Origin of the sequence: Methylobacterium sp. 88A (assembly GCF_000376345.1) — a bacterium.
GTDB classification, from domain to species: Bacteria; Pseudomonadota; Alphaproteobacteria; order Rhizobiales; family Beijerinckiaceae; genus Methylobacterium; species Methylobacterium bullatum.
Genome location: NZ_AQVT01000001.1, coordinates 4,351,378 through 4,371,337 on the forward strand (window position 1 = coordinate 4,351,378; position 19,960 = coordinate 4,371,337).

The window sequence follows — 19,960 nt, forward strand, 5'->3', positions numbered from 1 at the left end:
GCCGCCGCCCTTGTCACCACCCCTACATCAGGATTTCGACCATGAACTCGTACCTCAGTGCGATGCGGATCTATCGCGACTTTTTCGGCCGGTACTCGCGGGGTGACTACAAGCACTTCATTCTTCGGTACCTCGGCATCGCGTTGACCGGGCCTATGCTTGATGAAGCCATCGCCACCAGCAACAAGGATGACTGAATACGACGCTGACGCCGTTGTCACTACGTGCATGGGAGCGGCACAAACTTCGATGAAATATTGAACGCTTTGCTCGATCTGTGCGCAAAAAGGAGAGGGTTTTGAACACGTGGAGGTCGCATCCGGTGCAACTTTGCAACATTGAGATAAACTTTTCCATGCATCACAAAGCCGCCAAAAACCTGTTCGAAGGGCGTTCTATAAAGGCGTCATCAACGGTTCCTTGGCCGGGCATTTCTTCCCGTGCCAAGCTCGGCAGTAGATAGGAATGAAAAGTGGAATTAGTGCTGCTATCGACGCGACTACGTGAGCACTACCGCGATAATCCTGAACGCATAGCTTTAACCTTCTTACGTGACGATGGAGGCATCAACGAGCTGACATACGGCGAACTAGGTAATCGCGTTGACGAACTCGCTCAGGCGCTTCAGGAACAAATTTCAACTGGGTCGCGAGCTTTGCTGCTGTATCCGGCCGGGATCGACTTCGTGGTTTCGTTTTTGGCTTCACTGGAAGCCCGTATCACCGCTGTACCAATAAATATTCCTACAAAGCCGAGAAAAGGTGGCCGACTTGAAAGTGTAATGACGGATGTGCAACCACACGCAGTACTTACGAATTCTACAGTAAAAAACACGGTCGTGAACCATTTAAATCAAAGCGGTCTTAATATACCGCTAATTTCAACAAATGAGATTTATCGAGAATCTATAATCAAGCACATACCGCCTGAAATAGACAGTGCCGCATTCATTCAGTACACGTCAGGATCAACCTCGAAACCTAAAGGTGTCGTAGTAACGCACCGAATGCTCTCGACTAATCTTAACCAGCTTGTAGACGGCTTCGATTTATCGCATGCCACTGTAATGGTCGGCTGGCTTCCACTGTTCCATGATATGGGACTAGTTGGTAATTTACTATCAGTACTCTACGCGGGTGGCCGTCATGTATTCATGTCGCCATCTGCATTTTTAGTTCGGCCAATGAAATGGCTAGAAGCGATCTCAGATTACAAAGGAACTATCGCAGGATGCCCTAATTTCGGCTGGCAACTATGCGTAAAACATGCTTTCTCAGCTTCAACGAATCTAAACCTGAAGTCGCTCAAAATTGCTTACGTCGGTGCTGAGCCGATCCGAACGGACACCTTAGACCAGTTTGCAAAAGCGTACATTCCCTCTGGTTTTGACCGAGACTCGTTTTACTCATGCTATGGCTTGGCTGAGGCAACACTTTTTGTATCAAGCACGCGCTTGGCATGGCAGCACTCGCGAATACAGGTCAGTACGACCAAACTTGGTGAGGGTATCATTGAGGAAACGCCTGATGAAGCTCTAGGTACTGCACTAATTAGTTGCGGCACTGCTGCACCCGGAGTTTCGCTCAAGATAGTCAATCCCGTCAGTCATCATCCGTGCTTAGACGGTACGGTAGGCGAGGTATGGGTTAGCGGCCACAATGTCTCACCAGGTTATTTTGGTCACAATACGGATACTGTTGATACATTTGGCAATAATATTGATGGAGAAATAGACAAGACATTCTTACGCACAGGCGATTTAGGCTTTATGTCTAAAGAACAACTATTTATAACTGGCCGGATAAAGGATATGATCATCATCCGCGGCCGCAATATTTATCCTCAAGACGTCGAGTTTCTCGTCGAACACGAAGTTGATTTGAAACGTCCAAATAGCTGTGCGGCTTTCGGAGTCAGCACAGACGGAGTAGAACGCCTGATTGTTGTAATTGAAGCAGATCGCAGTATGGTGAGATCAGCCCAAAAGAATATAGAGAAAAAGGTATCTTTTATTAAGAATATGGGCAGCAGTATGACATCTGCTATTCGGATGGCGGTGGTAAACGAGCTGTCAGTTAGAGTTGACGATGTCATATTTATAAGACCAGGAACGTTCCCGAGGACATCTAGTGGAAAAGTCCAAAGAACGAAGTGCAAGGTTTTATACCAGACCGGTGAACTCCACGACATATTTAGTTCGACTGTGAATGAGGCCGGTGCAAAGAACGACCGCAAAGCTTACAGTGCGATAGCGACAAGCGAGCTAATTGATTGGTTCCGAACATATTCGCAACACCGCATCGATCTTCAACTTATGGACGAACGGCGAACAATATCCCCACACGTCGTGCTGGATCTTGGAAATAAAGGTTTTTTCGGTTGGCAGATTCCTTCTGAGTATGGAGGCTTAAATCTAAGCCACCAAGACCTCATTCGCATTGCGGAACAAATGGCCGCAGTCGATGTCAGTCTCGGTTTAATGGTCGGGATTCATAACTGTCTCGCTGTCCGAACAATTTTAAACTACGGAACGTCATCGCTGAAAGAAGCGTGGCTGCCAGGCTTGGCAAAAGGGCGACAGATTGCTTCATTTGCTCTTACTGAGTCCGATGCCGGATCCAATCCGTCTGCTATAAAAACAAGAGCCCATCGAGTTCCGGGTGGTTGGACCCTTGAGGGAGAAAAACGATGGATCGGCTTAGCTGCCTGGGCATCCATTGTTACCGTAATTGCGAAAGCCGTGGATACCGATGGAAGTTCGCTTGGAACAATTGCGCTTGCCGTACCGATGACGTCAGCAGGAGTAAAACAAGGCCCTGAAGCTCGTACACTTGGGGTCAGATCAATAGTCCAAAATAGAATCATATTTGTTAATGTAAACGTACCCGACGACGCGGTTTTGGGCAGTGTTGGAAATGGGTTACAAGTTGCGCAAGATGCGATGATGTTTTCACGCTTCTGCTTAGCCGCGGTGGCGACAGGCGTAATGAAGCGATGCGCTCAGCTCATGGCCCGATACGCAACGTCAAGGAAAATTTCCACTGGTAAGTTGATCGATAATGCCGTAACGCGAGCACGGTTAGTCGAGATTGCATGCGCAGTCGAAGCTGTTGGTGCTCTCACTCACTCGGTAGCAAAAACACTCGATTCTGGTAGCTCAGTTCCTGAGTTTGCATACTTGTGCTGTAAAATCATTGCACCAGAGTTAGCATTCGCAGCGGCAGACGATCTTGTTCAGCTATTGGGCGCTCGTGGCTATGAAGAGACTAATCCCGCAGCACAGCTATTCCGCGATGTAAGACTCCTTCGAATTTTCGAGGGTGCCACTGAGACATTGGCTTTTCACCTCGGCACAATGGCACTTAGAGAGACGGAAAAGTTTTGTGATTTCTTGAGTAATGACTTACGTGCACCAGGAATTAGTAAAATATTCATGGAGGCGGTTGAACGTCTTCGTTCATCTAGCCAACCTTATGTCGCTGCCTCAGGCTTGACCCGTAGCCAGTGGGTACATCACCGCCTTGGTATGCTTGCTGCAAGCGCAGCCCTATATGCTAGCGCGTATGGAAGTTCCAACTCGTCTCCATTAGCACCTGTAACGATTGAGTGGGCAAAAGATCGTTTTGAAGAAGCAATGGCAGCTTTTGATAGACGTGGCGCAGGCGGCAACACAATAACACCTCAATTATTATTATCTACTATTGAAGGTTATGTTCATGCTATCGGTGATATCAACATCGAATCTGCGGGTGAAGAGTGGAAAAGTGATGATCTGCTTCAATTTAAGTCGCCACACATACGGCAAATTTTAAATGATTTGGAGCCGAATTCCATACCCCAGTCCGCCGACCCAAAGATGAAGACGCTCATTCACAATGTCATATTGGCGTGGGCTCGTGCTAACGCCGGATATCAAAAAGACTTTATTCCTGACGATCTTGAGTTAGAAGCTTTAGGGGTTGACTCACTCGGCGCAACTGAGATTAGTTTTGAGCTTGAGCAAAAGATCGGCGTTTCTATGCCAATCGAAACTCTTCTCATGAACAACACTTTATCAAAAATAGCCAGCTGGTTCACCAATCGTGCTAATAAATAGCACGGTTACTTTCTACTATGGGAGTTAGCTTTGACTGCTGATATTTCGAAGAAAGACGCATCTTTAGATATGTTAGGCGTAATCAAGAGCCTCGCAGATTTTCGGGATGTTCGTGGATCTGGATTGATTGATCGGACGGATGCGTTCTTTGACTGGCAACAGGCACGTAGTTCGGTCGAGACTTGGCCTTACTCACGCTCGCTCGATAGCGCTCCTGGCACCCACTGCTCATTGCAAGATGCCAATGGGAAAAAGCGCGAAGGTATTAATTTTGCCTCTCAGGACTATCTTTCGTTGTCCAGTCACCCTGCCGTTGCTGAGGCAGCCATTAAAGCAATCCGAGAATTTGGTGTTCATTCTGCGGGATCCGCGGTCTTATTAGGAAACACCCGTTACTCTTTAAAACTAGAAGCGTTGCTTGCAGAACATCTTCAAATGGAACATGTGCTGCTTTTCCCAACTGGATGGGGGGCGGGGTTCGGTGCTATTACCGGATTAGTTCGGCAGAATGATCATATTTTGCTTGACGTTTTGTCGCACGCCTGCCTCCAGAACGGTGCGTCTGCTGCAACCCCAAATGTATTCAGATTCTCCCATAATAGTGTTAGTCACTTGGAGTCACAGCTTAAGTCAATTCGGTCTAAGGACAGTAGCAATGCAATACTTGTCATAACCGAAGGGCTATTTTCGATGGATAGTGACATACCAGATATAGCAGCAATTCAGGGACTCTGTCACGAGTACGAAGCTTGCCTGATGTTGGACGTTGCCCATGATTTCGGGGCTATGGGACCTTCGGGATACGGATCCCTTGGGACACAAGAGATGCTTGGTCAGGTAGATATTGTAATGGGGAGCTTTTCAAAAACTTTTGCTTCAAATGGGGGATTCGTTGCATGCAGGTCAAGATCTATATTCGAGTACTTGAAATGTTTCGCTAGTCCGCACACTTTTTCTAATGCCCTTTCTCCAGCACAAGCAGCGACAATTGCAGAGACTTGCCGTATTGTTTTTGGAAATGAGGGTAGTGATCGTAGAAGATCACTATTCAAGAACATCCGAACACTCCGGTCAAGCGTAGAGGCCGAAGGCCTTCAATGTCTGGGTACAGATTCCCCTATTGTGCCAGTAGTTGTGGGTCGCGAGGATCAGGCTAGAGTAATGAGCCGCGATCTCGCCAATCATGGCGTTCTCACAAACCTAGTTGAGTATCCCGCGGTACCTCCCGGCCGTGCAAGATTCCGTTTCCAGGTAATGGCAAACCATGATCCTAAGGAAGCGATTGAAGCGGCCAAGGTTCTTGGGAAAACCTTTCGTGCTTAGAAGCTATGTCATAAGAGTCGGGCCATTCGGGTGACAAGGATCATGGTTGCGGCGAGGACGATGAATGCGAGCGCATAGGACGCGGCGGCCTGCAGCATCGGGCGATCCAGCCCAAGCTCCGCTCGTTCACCCAACGCCAGGGCTGCACTGCGAAGCCCATTTATCCCTCCTTGGCTCGACGACACACCGCCGCTCTCGCTCGGCTGCCCTCGTCACCGACTTGGCGGCGTGGCTGCGGGAGAACCGCGCCAGGCTCTCGGCCAAGGCTCCCACAGCCGCGGCAATCGACTACCTGCTCAAGCGCTGGACCGCCTTCACCCGCTTCCTCGATGACGGGCGCGTCTGCCTCTCGAACAATACCGCCGAACGCGCGATCCGCCCCATCGCGGTGGGCCGCCGCAACTGGACCTTCGCCGGGTCGGATGCGGGCGGCCATCGCACTGCTGCCCTTTACACGCTAATCGAGACCGCCAAGCTCAACGGCATTGACCCACAGGCGTGGCTCGCCGACATGCTCGCGCGGTTCCCGGACCATCCCGCCCGGCGTATCGACGATCTGCTGCCGTGGAACTGGACCCGGCCGCAGTCCCAGCAGATCGCTGCCTGAAACTCCGCCGGGGCCACGAACGCGGCCTTCACCGAAGGCGTACCTCGTTCACCTCCTGCCGCAGGTAGCAGCTTGCATTCGTCGGATGCACGACACCGACCATTCGGGCTGGTGGTTGTTGCTCAGCCCCGTGGCGCTGGTCTTCGCCTGCTTTGCCGGGACGCCGGGGGCGAACCGGTTCGGGCAGCCCCCGGTGGCCGGTGCCGTGCCAGCCTCAATTGGCGCTGCCCCCGCAGACCCCGCGCCGGCACACCCTGTCGCGCTGCCGCTACGTGACGTGATTGCCGAGATCGAGCGGCTGGCGCAGCTTCGCGCCGGCGGCAGCTTGTCGGAGGCCGAGTTCGAGGAAATGAAGGCGCGGGCCTGTCGCAGCTTGGCGCATAGTGGCAAACGCATCGGCCAGCTGAATCGACCTCACGTCTCTCGATATCGGGGAGCAATCACACCAGGGCGATAAGGCCTTCGCCCTGCCGTATTGCGTTCGAATCACATCGAGAGGCGGCAGTGGGCCGGGTTCAGGCTAGACATCCCGCCCTAGCCGGCCGTCACTTTGACGTAGCGGGAATGTATCCAGCCGGCCTTGCAGGGCCCGGTATAGGGCATGCGGGTTGGCCAAGGTGTTCCCGTGTTGCAGTCCATCGAACGCGGCCCGTAAACGACACCCATCCAAGATCCCTTCTCGTCGCAGATCGAGACCTCTGATCCGTTGTAGAGGCGGTCCAACTCGGAATACGGCTTGCCGCCCGGTCCGCTACGCACGGAGAGGAACCCGTCGCCCTGGGGGTCGAGCCCTGCGACGTGTCCGCCCCCCGTACAGGCGTCGAAATTCTCGCTTCCTCCGATCACGATGGGGACGTCGATCCGGCTGGCGCCTGCTGTCCAGGCCACCTGGGGCGCCTCCTTTAATGCTGGGGCTTCCGCGAGGGGCCGGGTGCCGGGCCGCCAGGCGCAAACGCGGGCCTTCGCGTTCACCCAGCAGCCGCCTTGACGCACAACATCTCCGAGCGGGTCGTGGGCATGACTTTCGGCTTCAGTCCCGTTCCAGAATGCCTGGGCGCCACCGGATGTCGCGTCGATGTCTACGGTTGCGTAGTACTCGCCCCTGCGGCCACCTCCCGCCTGGAAGCCCCCGCCTGGGTAGAGCCGAATTCGACAGGGGCCATCCCTATAGGTGCGCCCGCGGACCGAGATAAGGCATTCGCCTGATATCATCTCGTCTGCCCTGACCGCATCGTTACCGAGAATCAACGCGCTTGCGAGTGCAAGCATTGCCAGTCCAAGCATTTAGAACTCCGAAGAACTAGGCCTTACGATGCCAACCCTTCACACGAAGGGTGAGAGGGTGCGTACGTTTCAGCGCAAACAGCGCACGTAGGGTTTGCCGTCGATTATAAGGGACTGAGGTCCTTTCATCTGTAGCTTGACTGTCTCACGCTGCGGCGAAGTTTTCTTCGTGAACTCCTCCCAGAATTCATGGCATGAGAGAGATAGCGTTCGCGCGTTTCCAGGCCCAGATACGCCAAGGATCCGGCAATGATGCTCGTAGCTGTCATAGAGCGGTCCGACCTTATTGCTCATGTCTATCAGCGTACGAGTGTTCGGTCCCTCCTCGTCGGCGCATTCCGAGTTGGTCGTAGCCCAAACACCCTCAAAGTCAGCGCGCGGCTCCGCCAGTACCGGCCCCCCGAAGGTTATAATGGTCAGCAAAACGGCCGTCACACGCATCATGGACATCTTTAGCACCCAAATTAGCCCTGCGCAGGGCGAGGAACGATAAGTAAGATTACAAATTATCTACGCGGATGCTCACTCGTAACGAGCTATTTTCGCTGATCCACATCGAACGGAATCGCCATGATCATGTCCTAGGGCATCTTGGACGCACCGCTCGGCACCGCATTGTCTTCCCCGGCGGAGCACTTGATCCGAGCAACCTGCCTCCCCTTCCTTCTTCACGACGATGCCAGAGGTATGCGGTCGTGAATTTTCGTCGGTGAAAGCGGTGTAGTTGTACCCTTCGATGGTGAACCGCACGTAGGCCACCTCGCCTTTTGCAGGGAGCTGAAACGCCCCGTAGAAGCTACCGCCCGTGCTGACCTTGGTGCTGCGATGGACGAGCTCCGATCTGGCAGGCGTCCCGGCACGATACTAAATCCATTGATGCGGCCGATTGGGCGGCTGGCCCGACGTGCAGCAGAGGGCATCGAATAGCCGGCGAGAGCGGCGTGAGCGGTCGTTCTGCGAAGCATGAGGCTCGCATTCTCCGGTAGGATGCGCACGGTTGCGTGCCGGCTAGGACGCTGTAGCACTCCCGCCCTGCCCGCTTAAAACAATCTGGATATCGGATAGTGTTTCAGTTTGAAAATGGCAGCTCCGGCGCGGGCGCAGCGACCTCTACCATCACCACCACGTCTTCCATGCTCCAAAGCAGATTCGACACGCCAGCGGCCATCAGCACCCGCGAAGGACGCGGTACACCTGCATGCGGGAGCAGCCCAAAGCCGAAGCAATCGCCGCAGCCCCATCGCCTGCTGAAGACATCGCTTTGATTCGTTCGCGGTCGAGGCGGCGCTTGCCGCCGGCGTAAACGCCGCTGCCTTTCGCTCGCTCAATGCCCTCGCGCTGGCGCTCCTTGATGAACCGCCGTTCCATTTGCGCCACCATGCCGAGCACGGTGAGGACCACGTGGCCCATTTCGCCTCGGGTCGAGACGTGCGGATCGAGCACGGTGACGTAGGCGCCGTGTTGCTCGGCCTCGTGAATAAGGTTCAGGACGTCCCGGGTATCGCGGCCGAGCCGGTCGAGTCGCGTGACCATCAGTTCGTCACCCGGCCGTAGGAACTCAAGCACGGTCGCCAGTTCGGCCCGGCCATCGCGGCTGCCGCCCGAGACTTTCTCAGAACGGATGACCCCGCAGCCTTCGGCCTTCAGCCGGGCGACTTGCCCATCGAGATCCTGATCGAGGGTGCTGACGCGGGCGTAACCGATGCGGGCCATGGTTTGTAACCTCAGGGTGTAAGCCCGAGGCTACCTTGTCACAAATAGCCGGTGTCAACCCAGATGTTACGATGACCGGCGCCGGCTATGTTACGTTACGCCAGGGTATACCCTGATATGACGTACCTTGGTTTGTAACTGGGGACAAAGGCAGGTCTTGTACAATTTTTACGAAGGTGCCCTTGGAGGCCCGTCGCCCGCCACAAGAATATCGCACTCGCCATGCCATCAGTCGTTAGTCAATCCGTGGATGCGGAATAACTTATCAAAAAAATCGATGATGACCATTTTGGCTCTGCTTCCGACTAGCTCGTTCGCGCCGAAGCGGTAGATTTCATAGCCGGCCAGCCTTAACTCCCGGTCTGCAGAAACCATCTCGCTATAGACCTTTAAGGACGCTTGATTGCCTTCAGCGAAGTGATGCTTCCCGTCCACCTCAATCACTACACGCTGCCGAGCGGGCATGAGAAGCAGGAAGTCCATACGCTGCCGCGGCAGAGGCAGGCGGTTACGCAGTGTTTTCACGATTGCTGGATCGTAATGTAGGTATACCTGGGGCAAAAGTGCTGGCAATCGGTCGCCAAGGCCCCTGCGGTACGCCTTGAAGTAAGTAGAAAAGACATTCTTTTCGGCGTCTGACGCCAGCGACTCCTGAAGCCGCCTGCCAAGGCTCAGAGCGTCGCCGCCCGGAACCTGGCCCGACCACCAGGCAGTTAGCTCAGACCACCGCAAGCCGTCGGGGGAAATCGGTCTGTCGAAGATCAGACAGCTATCCTGGCCAGACAAGACGACTATGTCGTTGTTGATGGCGTCAGCGAAGCCGAGCTCGGGCTTAGGGCCGCGAGAGGCAAAGATCAGGTTTTTCGGTCGTCCACTGACGCCGCGCGCGACCTGGCGTAAAGCGTAGATCGGATGCCCGGATTCCTGACCATCGGGCGACAACTCGTAGCCGTCGCGCACGAGAACTCTGTTTAGGGCCGATACCGTTCGCTGCTGCATTTCGCCGGAGCGTGCCAGGGGATGAATCGCATCCTGCAGTAGCCCAGCAAATCTCGTCCGGGAGCAGTCAAGCGCACCGATTTCTCGGAAAAGATCCTCCACAGACCATATGCCGGGGTTCCGCACCATGTTTTCGTTGATCTGGTCGCGGAGGCTTTTGACGCCGGCGGAGAAAATCCCGTCAAGTGGGTGAGAAAGCGCGAAATTGCGCTCGACCATTTCGAGCAAATCAGCATCGCCCGCGAGGTCAGCTTCGAATACACGGGCAACGTCCCGTCGGGTAATCCGCGTCAGCGGGGGGGCATCGGCATCGAGAACCTTGCGCCCGGCCTCGTTGAGATCCATGTCGCCGTGTTCATTGGCGAACCTGATCGCCAACTCAGCAAGTTGTCGCTCGGAAAGACCATCAAGGGCTATGTTGATACGCTGGCTCTTCGACAGCCCCTCCCCCCGGGGAATCTCAAGCCCAGCGATTCGATTGGGCTCGGTGTCTAACGAGGTATGAGTTAGGGGGTGGAGTAAGTTGTGAATCTTGTCTTTGAGGTTTGAAGGCATCCTTAGGCCGCCATCATGTATGAGTCATCGCCGTCATCAGGATGCCTCTTGCGAAAGTTCGGCAGAGTGATGCGTACCAAACAGATTCAAAGGCGTCAGGTGTCCATAGAGATGCGCCTGCAAAGCGTCCTTGCCATTGTTTGAAGCCGTACCACGGCACGGATAGGTTGGAACGCCTGCTCTCGACGTTAGCGCAGCGTGTGAGGCATTATGGCGCGCTTGGGAGGATACATGCACATCGCCACGCTGAAGCTGTGGAACTTTCGCGGTTTCGCGTCCACTGCGCCTGACCTCGAGGACATATTAGGTCCGCATGCAGTCGAGGTCGATCTTGAGGCTGCTACGAACGTCTTCATCGGTCGCAATGGTGCGGGCAAGAGCTCGGTGATTCTGGCCTTGCTGCGGCTATTTGGCGAGACTCGCGATGAGCGCAGCGTGCAACCGGCGGACTTTTTTGTGCCACCGGGACAGGGTCTAGATAGCGTGGCCGAACGGCGCCTATTCATCGAGGCGACCTTTCAGTTTCCTGAACTGGCCGAAGGCGGCGGTGACGCTGAGAAGACTGTGCCCCCGACGTTTCGGCACATGATCGTTGACAATGCGGGCGAGCCGCCGTTCGCGCGGGTGCGCCTTGAAGCTACCTGGCAGGTTGCCGGAACTCTCGACGGCGTCGTTGAGGAAGCTCTTTATTGGATCCTCGGCTCAGAGGGTGTGGAGTTCGGTGATATCGATCCTTTGCGAAAAAGGAAGGTCGTGCCGGGAGATCGTGGTCAGGTCCTGGTACGCTACATCCCTGCCTCGCGCGACGTGACCGCACTAACTCAGTTGACTGTGCGCAGCCTGGGCCGAAGTTTAATGAAGGCTGTTAAGTGGGAAAAGAAAGCACAAATTGATGCTCTGATCGCAAAAGCTTCTGAAGAACTCGATCAGGAAACCGCGATCATACAAGTCAATACCGCAATTAACGCTTGCTGGTCGCAGTTAAATGCGGCTGAGACTGGTACGATCGCCTCCCTTTCCATCCTCGCCCCAGATTTGCAGCAAATCGTCAGGGCGGCAACCATGACGCTAACCCCGTCTTCTACCGGCCGCGTCATGGGGGTGGAGGACCTAAGCGATGGTCAGCGTTCGCTGTTCCATTTCGCCCTCGTCAAGGCCCTTTTGGACCTTAAGCTTGATTTGGAGAAAGCTGCCGCGGGGGGCGACGACATCGCCTTCCAGACCGAGTTCGCTCGCGCTCCGGCGTTGACAATCTTCGCCTTTGAAGAGCCCGAAAACCATTTGGCGCCCTATTTCTTGTCGCGGCTCTTGACCCAGCTGGAGGTGCTGACCAAGACCGGGCGTGTCCAGGGCGTCGTTACAAGTCATGCGCCTGCCATTGTGGGCCGGATCGAGCCGACAGCGATTCGGCACGTCCGCCGCGTCCATGCCAGTGGCGCATCAACTATCAAACGACTGGCCCTTCCAGAAGGCGATGCCGAGGCGGCGAAGTTCGTGCGTGAGGCTGTGCGGGCTCATCCAGAGATCTACTTCGCTCGCCACGCGGTCTTCGGTGAAGGACCCTCCGAGGAAATCGTCATCCCGCGCCTGGCCGAAGCCCTAGGCGTGCCCATCGATCGGTCGTTTGTAGCGATCGTCCCGATCGGTGGGCGTCACATTCAGCACTTCTGGCGGTTGGTCGAGCAGCTAGGCATCCCCAGCACTACGCTTCTTGACCTAGACCTGGGCCGCAGCAGTGGCGACTTCCAGCAATTTAGGGCTGCGGCGACTGCACTTCGTGATTCCAAGCGAGTGCTTTCTACAGAAGACCAGAACAATATAATGACCGCCCTATCCAATAAGCGGCCCACCCCCAAGAAGGGTGAGGCAATCAATTTTTCGGTCATCGAAAGCTGGACGACAGCTTTCGAGTCTCAGGGCATCTTCATATCGTCCTTGCTCGATTTGGACATGCTGATGCTGAAAGCGTTTCCAAAAGCCTATAAAACTCTTCCGCCCGGTGCCACGGGACCACGCATGCCTAACGATGCGGCGCGACAGCTTAAGGCGGCCGAGCGGGTGCTAGGCGAGGATGGTCTTGGTGGGGGCGCCTATGACGGCACGCCAGAAATGTCCCTCTTTCCCTGGTACGCCTACCTGTTTCTGGGCGACAGAGGCAAGCCGGCCGTTCACTTAGCCGCTCTGGGTGAACTTTCTGACACCGATCTTGAATTGTCGTGCCCGGCTGTTCTGAGCCGATTGATAGCTCACATCCGCGCCTCACTCGAGGCGTCGGTCGCATGATAAAGCGCCAGACCTGGAGGCCGATCGGTGTCGCCACCATGGAGGCCGCAGCGCTGGAGGCCGTGAAGGTCGGCGGCAGCATACTAGTTGTCGCCGGACCAGGTACCGGGAAGACGGAGCTTCTCGGGCAGCGTGCGGCTTATCTGTTGCAGACAGAGACCTGTCTCTTTCCCCGGCGGATCCTGGCCATCAGCTTCAAGCGCGACGCGGCCAGCAACCTACGCAATCGGGTCGAAAGTCGTTGCGGCCCAGACCTGGCGTGCCGTCTGGACTCGATGACGTTTGATGCATTCGCAAAACAGATTCTGGACCGGTTCTGGCGTGCTCTGCCCAGTCACTTGGCCTTCGGGGGTACCTACGGCATCGCGCCATTCCTTGGAAAGGATGCATTTTCTGAGCTTCAGCGCTCAGCGGCCTCTGGATTAGAGGCCGAAGGTCATCCGGCCCACTGGGCTAAGACGCTGATTGGCAAGAACCCGACCGAAAGCGGCATCTACAGCGTCAACCTCGACGCCTTTAACACGGCTATTCAGGCATTGACGCTGGAGCCGCTGGTTATTGCCAACCACGCTCAGCTCCTGCAACTGGTGCAATTACGCGCGACCCTAAGCAGCCCCACGCCACAGCTAGGATTTGCAATGATTGGACGCTTGGCCCAGGCCATCGTCGCCAGCAATCCGCTGATCCGTCGTGCACTCTGCGCCACCTATGGGCACGTTTTTCTCGACGAATTTCAGGATACAACCTCGGTCCAGTACGATCTGATTGCCACGATATTCAAAGGGTCTCCGACCTCTCTGGTAGCTGTGGGTGACGATAAGCAGCGCATTATGGGCTGGGCCGGCGCACGGGAGGACGTATTCACCGCGTTCTCGACCGATTTCCTAGGTGGACCTAAGGACATGGCGCGGATCGTCCTAACCCAGAATTTCCGCAGCAATCAGCGCATCGTGACAATACTCAATGGGCTGAAGCGCCGCTTGGCCCCAGCCGAACCTGACTTCATCGCGGTCAGGCCAGCGCCGGCCCTGCCAGACGAGGAGATCTGCGCGATCCTAGTCGCCCGCGACCAGGACGCTGAAGCCTCAGCCGTCGCCAGCCGGGTTGCAAAGACAATTGCCGCGGGTATCGATCCACGTCAGATCGGCCTCTTGGTGCGGCAGAAGGCGAATGACTGGGAGTTGCGCTTGGGGCGGGCATTCGCCGTCGCGGGCTTGGCCTTTCGCAACGAGGATCGGGATGTCGGCGGCGCGGCCATTCAGGACCTGATGACCGAGGCCTATTCCCGGGTCGTGATAGACCTGCTCGAGCTCCTAACCCGCCGACACGGTGGGGTGCTATGGGCCACTGTCATGGGCCATCTGGCAACGGTGTTAGGTACGATCCAAGACGACGACCACGAGACCGACCGCGCCCTGGCATTGTCTCTGGCGTCCTTCCACAACGCTCATCGGGTCAAGGGCATCGCCACGCCAGCGGCTATTGAGCAAAAGGTCGCCGAGATAGAGTCCTTCCTGCAACTGGATCGTCTGAAGTCCATTTCGCCCCAATACGCCACGGGCGACTTTTTCGATCGTATCCGTACTGCCACTAAGACATTTCTGCTCGAAGGCACGGCGCTGTCTGGGACGTGGGCTCAAATAATCGAGCGATTTCGGGGGACTGGTCAAACACCGCTTCTTACCATCACTAAGAGTAAAGGCCTAGAGTACAGCCTAGTATTCATGCTGGGCTTGAATGACGACCAATGGTGGAGCTTCTCGAAGAACCCTTCTGAGGGCCGGTCGGTGTTCTTTGTTGCGGCGTCCCGTGCACGTGATCAGTTGCTAATGACCCGCTACAGGTATGACCGCAACGTTAAGATCGCTGAAATCTTCCAGGCCCTAACGGAGGCCGGCGTCAAAGAGCAGCACGTCTGAGCCTGTCAAAGGTTGCCTACCAGACTAAGTAGTGTGGCGATAGGTGCCGGACGCCCCGATTATAGGGGAATAGTAACAGACATAGGTTCTAAATCGAGGATTACACGTCGCTTTAAAAATAAACGGCAGCCATAAAGGTGCTACGATCCGGGCAGCAGGCCGGGCCAGGCTCGATGAGCATAATGAGCGAGGAACAGCCGCCATTCCGTGCCAGCGGCATCGCTCACAGTGATCCGCGCACTCTCCTGCGGCGGCTTGCGCCACGGTAATTCGAGGATGCGATTGGTGTCGTGATTATTTCGAATCAACCGCTTTCGGCCTTGGGGCTCAAGGTGCGCCAACGGCCTCGATGTCGAGCGAGAGGTGAGAACGGAAGACCACCCTCCGGGCATCGTCTCGCACCACTCCGAGGTAGTCGTGGCGGTCATTGGCAGGATCGAACCCTTCGGCCACCCTACGCATGATTTGCACAAGCTTTGCCCGAGCTGCGTCGGGGTCTGGGAGATCGAAACCAACCGTATCTCTGACGTGCGTGGCTCCGTCGTGAATGTCGATGAAGTACCGTGGCATTGCCCGTGGCCTTTGAATGGCTCCCCGGAGCGGCTTGTACTCCCTCGGTGGCTGCCTTCGCACGATCCCTGTAGCCGCATGGCGCGGGATGCCCTTCGGTGATGCTATCGAGCCGCTGCCCCGGCCCAAGAGCCTCTTGGACGGGCTTCTCGGCGCCCTACGTTGCAGCCATGACCCAACCGCCAGACGACAACCTCGACCATCACGCCCTCGGCTACTACGCTCCGGGCAAGGGGCTGAGGCGCCAGGACTGCCCCTATGCGGAAGGCACAGAGGCGCACGCTCAATGGACCGCCGGGTATGATGAGGCGATGCGGGAACGGGCGGAGGGATCGGGGGAGTAGAGCCGCCTTACGGGCCTACAGTCCTCGGAGGACCGCAATGACGATGAGGGTAAGCACCACCGAAACGACGATTGATCCGAGGCAGCCGAGGCGGTTGGAGAAGAAAAAGAACATACCCGACAAGTCTTGGGGACGGCCTTAAGTTTCGTAGGGGAGGCCTTCAGGCCGCCTTCACGCTGAGTGCCCGATGCACCGACCCCTTGCCGATCCCCAGCTTGGTGGCGATGGCGATCATGCTTAGACCCTCCGCCGCCAGCGCCTTCACCTCCTCCGCTTTGGCCCGTGCGGTGGGCTTGCGGCCCGTGTAGGCACCTTCGGCCTTGGCCATGGCGATGCCCTCCCGCTGCCTCTCCAGCATCATTTCCCGCTCGAACTGCGCCACGCCTCCCAGGACGTTAAACATGAGCTTACCGATGGGCGTGGCGGTATCCACCCCGAGGTTCACGATGCGCAACGCCACGCCCTTGTCCTCAAGCATGGCGATAATGTTGCCGAGATGGGTGACGGAGCGGGCGCGCCTGTCGAGCTTGGTGACCGCTAGCGTGTCGCCGCAGCGGGCGAACTCATGGGCAGCATCGAGAACATTACGCGGGGCGACCGAAGAGACTTGTCTGGAAGACCTTCTCGCACCGGATGTGGCCCAAATAGACGCACATCCACCAGAGGCCGCTTAAGCCACGCGGGATCGCCAGAAACCAGCGCCCCGCCCAATCCGGCCCTGCATGAGTCTCAGCTACCGACGGCCCGAATGGAAGCGATAGCGCCAGCCCTCCTCTAACTTGCGCTCCTCCGCGCTATCCTCCGGGACGGGTTCCAGACACAGCAGGATCATCGAGAAGCCGTTCTGCTGGCAGTAGATCTGCTCGTAAAGGGCCGGCGCGCGGAGGTCGCGCTTCACATCGATCCATAGGTCGGGACTACACACGGCGATGTCGCTCGCGATGTTCGGCCGATGCGAACTGCGGTGATAAAGCGAGCCTGTCGGGACCGGGCTGCCGACCGCGCAGACGATGGCAGGAAAGGAGAGGCTGCGGTAGCACCGCTGCACCCGACCGTTGCCCGCCACGACGATGGCGATCCGCTCGGGGTGGTACTGCACGTAGGCCCGAGCCGCCGTCTCCCTACCGACCGCGAAGTCGCGTGCGAGCGTAAGAACGTGCTGCAGATTGGGCTCGCGAAAGGCTGCCATGGCCCCTCGCAGCAGGTGCGGGGGCATCAGCACGAGAGCGGCGAAGCGGTTGGCCTCGACCTCCCTGCGCTGCCGCTGGTCGCCCTCCTTCGCTTGCACGCGCAGTAGGTCGGAACTCTTGCATAGGAACCCGCCGGGCTGATCCGGGACGTGGTGCGCCATCAGGAAGTGGCCGAGTTCGTGCGCGATGGTGAAGCGGCGACGCGGTTCGCCCCCGCGCTTGACGAGGATGGTTCCTTCGGACCGTTTGGCATCGGTGACGAGGCCGCCCTCGAACTCTTCGGTGTCGAAGTCCGCGGTTTTTACGATACCGAGGCTGACGCATAGCTCCTGGATCGGCACGGGCACCGGAAGGTTCGGCTCGGCCTTTAGGATGCGTTTGACAAGCGCCTCCGGCGAGCCGGCGTCCGCCAGATCCTTCCTGCTGATCGGCATTCGCAAAGCCCCTTCCTATCCTTGGGCCGATCCATCTGGCCGCTACGCACGCGCGATACCAAGCGTCGGCACTCATCAGGCTGTCCGAGTATCGTTCTGCCGTTGAAGCTCTTCCGGGACAGCGTGAGCATGATTTTGGCGGATTATGAGCTCGGCAACACCTACGGGTCGGTAGCCCCAGGCATCAACGCCAACATCGCACGAGAAGCGGGTGTCAGGCAGTGATCCATGCGTGTGGCCATAAAGGTGCCGCGTCCCGCGCCACAGGCCGGGCCAGGCTCGATGCGCGTAGTGAGCAAGAAACAGGCGCCATTCCCCACCAGCGGCATCGCTGACAGTGATCCGTGCACTCTCCTGCGGCGGCTTGAACCACGGTAATTCGAGGATGCGATTGGTGTCGTGATTGCCGCGGATCAGACGCTTTCGGCCTCTTAGGGCCTGAAAGATCTCCGCGCAGCGCGCCCGGCTCGCACCAGCTGCGAAATCGCCGAGATGCCAGACGTCATCGTCGGAGCCGACAACGTCGTTCCAGCCCTCGATCAGAGCCGCGTCGTGATCACCGAGTGATCCGAACGCCACTCCACGCTGACGCAAGATGTGAGCATCCCCGAAATGGGTGTCTGAGGTGAAGAAGGTAGCCATGCGAATCCGACGGCGCCGCATGCTCCAGGCAGCGGCCTGCCATTCAAACTCATCCGACTCAGCTTGGATCGACCCGAGTCGAAAAATCGTAGGGCGCGACGAACTCACCGCGCTCACGCGGTTCAGCTCATTCAATACCAACTTCGAAACATAGGGGGGAGGCTACAATGAACTGGTAGCTATGTGGTTGCTAGAGGTTTTTAGGAAGCTAGCAACCAGCCGCTAAGTCATTGATTTGATTGGTGGGTGCACAAGGGTTCGAACCTTGGACCCGCTGATTAAGAGTCAGCTGCTCTACCAACTGAGCTATGCACCCATTGCCTTGCGGCAGTCGCGGCAGCCACCAAACCCGCTGCGACGAGGGGGCTGATAGCAAAGGCCCCGGGGGGTGTCCACCCCCGGGGCGTCATTTTTCCGGCTAAACCGATGCAGCGTGCTGGGCGTGCAGGCGCACGGCCGTGGCCGAGAGCTTGTTCAATGCCGAGAGATAGGCGCGGGCCGAGGCCACCAGCGTGTCGGGATCGGCGCCCCGCGCCGTCACGCTGCGGTCGCCGGCCTTCAATCGGACGGAGACCTCGGCCTGGGCATCGGTCCCCTGCGTCACGGCGTCGACCTTGTAGAGTTCGAGCTGCGCCTCGTGCGGGACCAGGGCCTGGATCGCATTGAACACGGCGTCCACGGGGCCGTTGCCGTCGGCCTCCTCGGTGACGATGCGGTCGTCGATGGCGAGTTTCATCGTGGCGCGCTGCGGACCGCGCGTGCCGGCGATGACCGAGAGCGAGACGAGGCGGATGCGGTCATGCGCCGTGGCGAGGCCCTGGTCGACCAGGGCCTCGATATCCTCGTCGTAGACGTGCTTCTTGCGGTCGGCGAGCGCCTTGAACCGGTCGAACACGTCCTGCAGCTGATTGTCGGCGAGATGCAGGCCGAGCTCTTCCAGCTTCGAGCGGAAGGCCGCGCGGCCCGAATGCTTGCCCATCACCAGGGAGGTCTTGGCGACGCCGACGGAGGCCGGGGTCATGATCTCGTAGGTCTCGGTATGCTTGAGCATACCGTCCTGGTGGATGCCGCTTTCATGCGCGAAGGCGTTCCGGCCGACGATGGCCTTGTTGTACTGCACGGGGAAGTTCGTCGCGTGGGAGACGAGCTTCGAGGCGCGGGTGAGCATCGTGGTCTCGATGCCGGTCTCGTAGGGCATCACGTCGCCGCGGGTGCGGATCGCCATGACGATCTCCTCCAGGGCCGCGTTGCCGGCGCGCTCGCCGATGCCGTTCACCGTGCACTCCACCTGCCGGGCGCCGCCTTCCACGCCGGCCAGGGAGTTGGCGATGGCCAGACCGAGATCGTCGTGGCAATGCACCGAGAAGATCGCCTTGTCGGCATTCGGCACCCGTTCGCGCACCTGGCGGAACATGCTGCGGTATTCGTCGGGCGTGGCGTAGCCCACCGTGTCGGGCAGGTTGATCGTCGTCGCACCGGCCCGGATCGCGGCCTCGACGCAGCGGCACAGATAGTCGATCGGCGTGCGCGTCGCGTCCATGGCCGACCATTCCACGTCCTCCACGAGGTCGCGGGCCTGGGCCACGGTCTTGAGGATGATCTCGACCACCTCGTCCTGGGACTTGCGCATCTGGTGGGCGAGGTGGATCGGCGAGGTCGAGACGAAAGTGTGGATGCGCCCCCGCCGGGCGAGGCGGACGGCTTCGCCGGCCCGCGCGATGTCGGCGGGGATGGCGCGGGCGAGGCCGGCGATGGTGGCGCGCTTCGAGCGGCGGGCGATCTCGGAGACGGCCTCGAAATCACCGATCGAGGCGATGGGGAAGCCCGCCTCGATGATGTCGACGCCCATCGTGTCGAGGAGTTCGGCCACCGCCAGCTTCTCGTCGAGGGTCATGGTGGCGCCCGGGCATTGCTCGCCGTCGCGCAGGGTCGTGTCGAAGATGAGGACCCTGTCCTTCGGGGAGGCGTTGGGCTGGGCGGTGATGTCGGTCATGGCGTGTC

At 57.7% G+C, this 19,960-nt stretch carries 13 protein-coding genes, 1 tRNA gene and 3 pseudogenes; 7 read left to right on the top strand and 10 right to left on the bottom strand.

What is annotated here, in order from left to right; translation table 11 throughout:
• Positions 1-41 precede the first annotated feature (41 nt).
• From A3OM_RS25965 to A3OM_RS24465, 3 genes are all read left to right on the top strand, one after another.
• A complete protein-coding gene (locus tag A3OM_RS25965) occupies positions 42-197 on the top strand; it encodes a hypothetical protein (RefSeq protein ID WP_018045711.1) in 156 nt (51 codons plus the stop codon).
• Positions 198-472: 275 nt separating this feature from the next.
• Positions 473-4,096 carry an AMP-binding protein gene (locus A3OM_RS25970; RefSeq protein WP_157196523.1) on the top strand — a complete coding sequence of 1,208 codons (3,624 nt, stop codon included), beginning with the start codon at positions 473-475 and terminating at the stop codon, positions 4,094-4,096.
• 30 nt (positions 4,097-4,126) lie between these two features.
• Positions 4,127-5,419 (top strand): pyridoxal phosphate-dependent aminotransferase family protein, encoded by a 1,293-nt coding sequence (locus tag A3OM_RS24465; RefSeq protein WP_157196524.1) that lies wholly within the window; start codon positions 4,127-4,129, stop codon positions 5,417-5,419.
• Between the two features lie 8 nt (positions 5,420-5,427).
• Here A3OM_RS24465 and A3OM_RS26445 read toward each other — a convergent pair.
• Positions 5,428-5,588: pseudogene (locus A3OM_RS26445) on the bottom strand (IS5/IS1182 family transposase); the annotation flags it as partial.
• Positions 5,589-5,606: 18 nt separating this feature from the next.
• On the opposite strand from A3OM_RS26445, the pseudogene A3OM_RS0120765 reads away from it, so the two are divergent.
• Positions 5,607-6,026, top strand: a pseudogene (locus tag A3OM_RS0120765) (transposase); the annotation flags it as partial.
• Positions 6,027-6,560: 534 nt separating this feature from the next.
• On the opposite strand, the gene A3OM_RS25635 reads toward A3OM_RS0120765, so the two are convergent.
• The 3 genes from A3OM_RS25635 to A3OM_RS0120785 all read right to left on the bottom strand — a co-directional run bounded on the left by A3OM_RS25635 (position 6,561) and on the right by A3OM_RS0120785 (position 10,577).
• Positions 6,561-6,914 (bottom strand): hypothetical protein, encoded by a 354-nt coding sequence (locus A3OM_RS25635; RefSeq protein ID WP_018045716.1) that lies wholly within the window; start codon positions 6,912-6,914, stop codon positions 6,561-6,563.
• Positions 6,915-8,477: 1,563 nt separating this feature from the next.
• Positions 8,478-9,023 (bottom strand): recombinase family protein, encoded by a 546-nt coding sequence (locus A3OM_RS0120780; protein ID WP_018045717.1) that lies wholly within the window; start codon positions 9,021-9,023, stop codon positions 8,478-8,480.
• 228 nt (positions 9,024-9,251) lie between these two features.
• Positions 9,252-10,577, bottom strand: a complete 1,326-nt coding sequence (locus A3OM_RS0120785) for a hypothetical protein (RefSeq protein ID WP_018045718.1) — start codon at positions 10,575-10,577, stop codon at positions 9,252-9,254.
• A 231-nt stretch (positions 10,578-10,808) separates the two neighbouring features.
• On the opposite strand from A3OM_RS0120785, the gene A3OM_RS24470 reads away from it, so the two are divergent.
• Together A3OM_RS24470 and A3OM_RS0120795 are read left to right on the top strand one after the other, a co-directional pair.
• Positions 10,809-12,860: a TOPRIM nucleotidyl transferase/hydrolase domain-containing protein gene (locus tag A3OM_RS24470; RefSeq protein ID WP_018045719.1), complete on the top strand. Its 2,052-nt coding sequence runs from the start codon at positions 10,809-10,811 to the stop codon at positions 12,858-12,860.
• Positions 12,857-14,779, top strand: coding sequence for an ATP-dependent helicase (locus A3OM_RS0120795; protein WP_018045720.1), 1,923 nt, complete (start codon positions 12,857-12,859; stop codon positions 14,777-14,779). Before A3OM_RS24470 ends, A3OM_RS0120795 begins: the two co-directional genes overlap by 4 nt.
• Positions 14,780-14,922: 143 nt before the next feature.
• Here A3OM_RS0120795 and A3OM_RS26455 read toward each other — a convergent pair.
• Positions 14,923-15,099 (bottom strand): annotated as a pseudogene (locus A3OM_RS26455) (metallophosphoesterase); the annotation flags it as partial.
• Positions 15,100-15,519: 420 nt separating this feature from the next.
• Here A3OM_RS26455 and A3OM_RS24475 point away from each other — a divergent pair.
• On the top strand, positions 15,520-15,693 hold the full coding sequence (locus A3OM_RS24475; RefSeq protein WP_018045722.1) for a hypothetical protein: 174 nt from the start codon (positions 15,520-15,522) through the stop codon (positions 15,691-15,693).
• A 160-nt stretch (positions 15,694-15,853) separates the two neighbouring features.
• Here A3OM_RS24475 and A3OM_RS24480 read toward each other — a convergent pair whose 3' ends face one another.
• The 5 genes from A3OM_RS24480 to A3OM_RS0120835 form a co-directional block, all read right to left on the bottom strand.
• Positions 15,854-16,339 (bottom strand): recombinase family protein, encoded by a 486-nt coding sequence (locus tag A3OM_RS24480; protein ID WP_081612707.1) that lies wholly within the window; start codon positions 16,337-16,339, stop codon positions 15,854-15,856.
• 87 nt (positions 16,340-16,426) lie between these two features.
• The gene (locus A3OM_RS0120820; protein ID WP_018045725.1) at positions 16,427-17,317 is read right to left on the bottom strand and encodes an ImmA/IrrE family metallo-endopeptidase; all 891 of its coding nucleotides are present in this window, start codon (positions 17,315-17,317) and stop codon (positions 16,427-16,429) included.
• Between the two features lie 75 nt (positions 17,318-17,392).
• Positions 17,393-17,959: a metallophosphoesterase gene (locus tag A3OM_RS0120825; protein ID WP_026176260.1), complete on the bottom strand. Its 567-nt coding sequence runs from the start codon at positions 17,957-17,959 to the stop codon at positions 17,393-17,395.
• A gap of 240 nt (positions 17,960-18,199) precedes the next feature.
• A tRNA-Lys gene (locus A3OM_RS0120830) sits at positions 18,200-18,275 on the bottom strand.
• A gap of 102 nt (positions 18,276-18,377) precedes the next feature.
• Complete coding sequence (locus A3OM_RS0120835; protein ID WP_018045726.1) at positions 18,378-19,952, bottom strand: 2-isopropylmalate synthase; 1,575 nt, start codon at positions 19,950-19,952, stop codon at positions 18,378-18,380.
• Between the last annotated feature and the right edge of the window lie 8 nt (positions 19,953-19,960).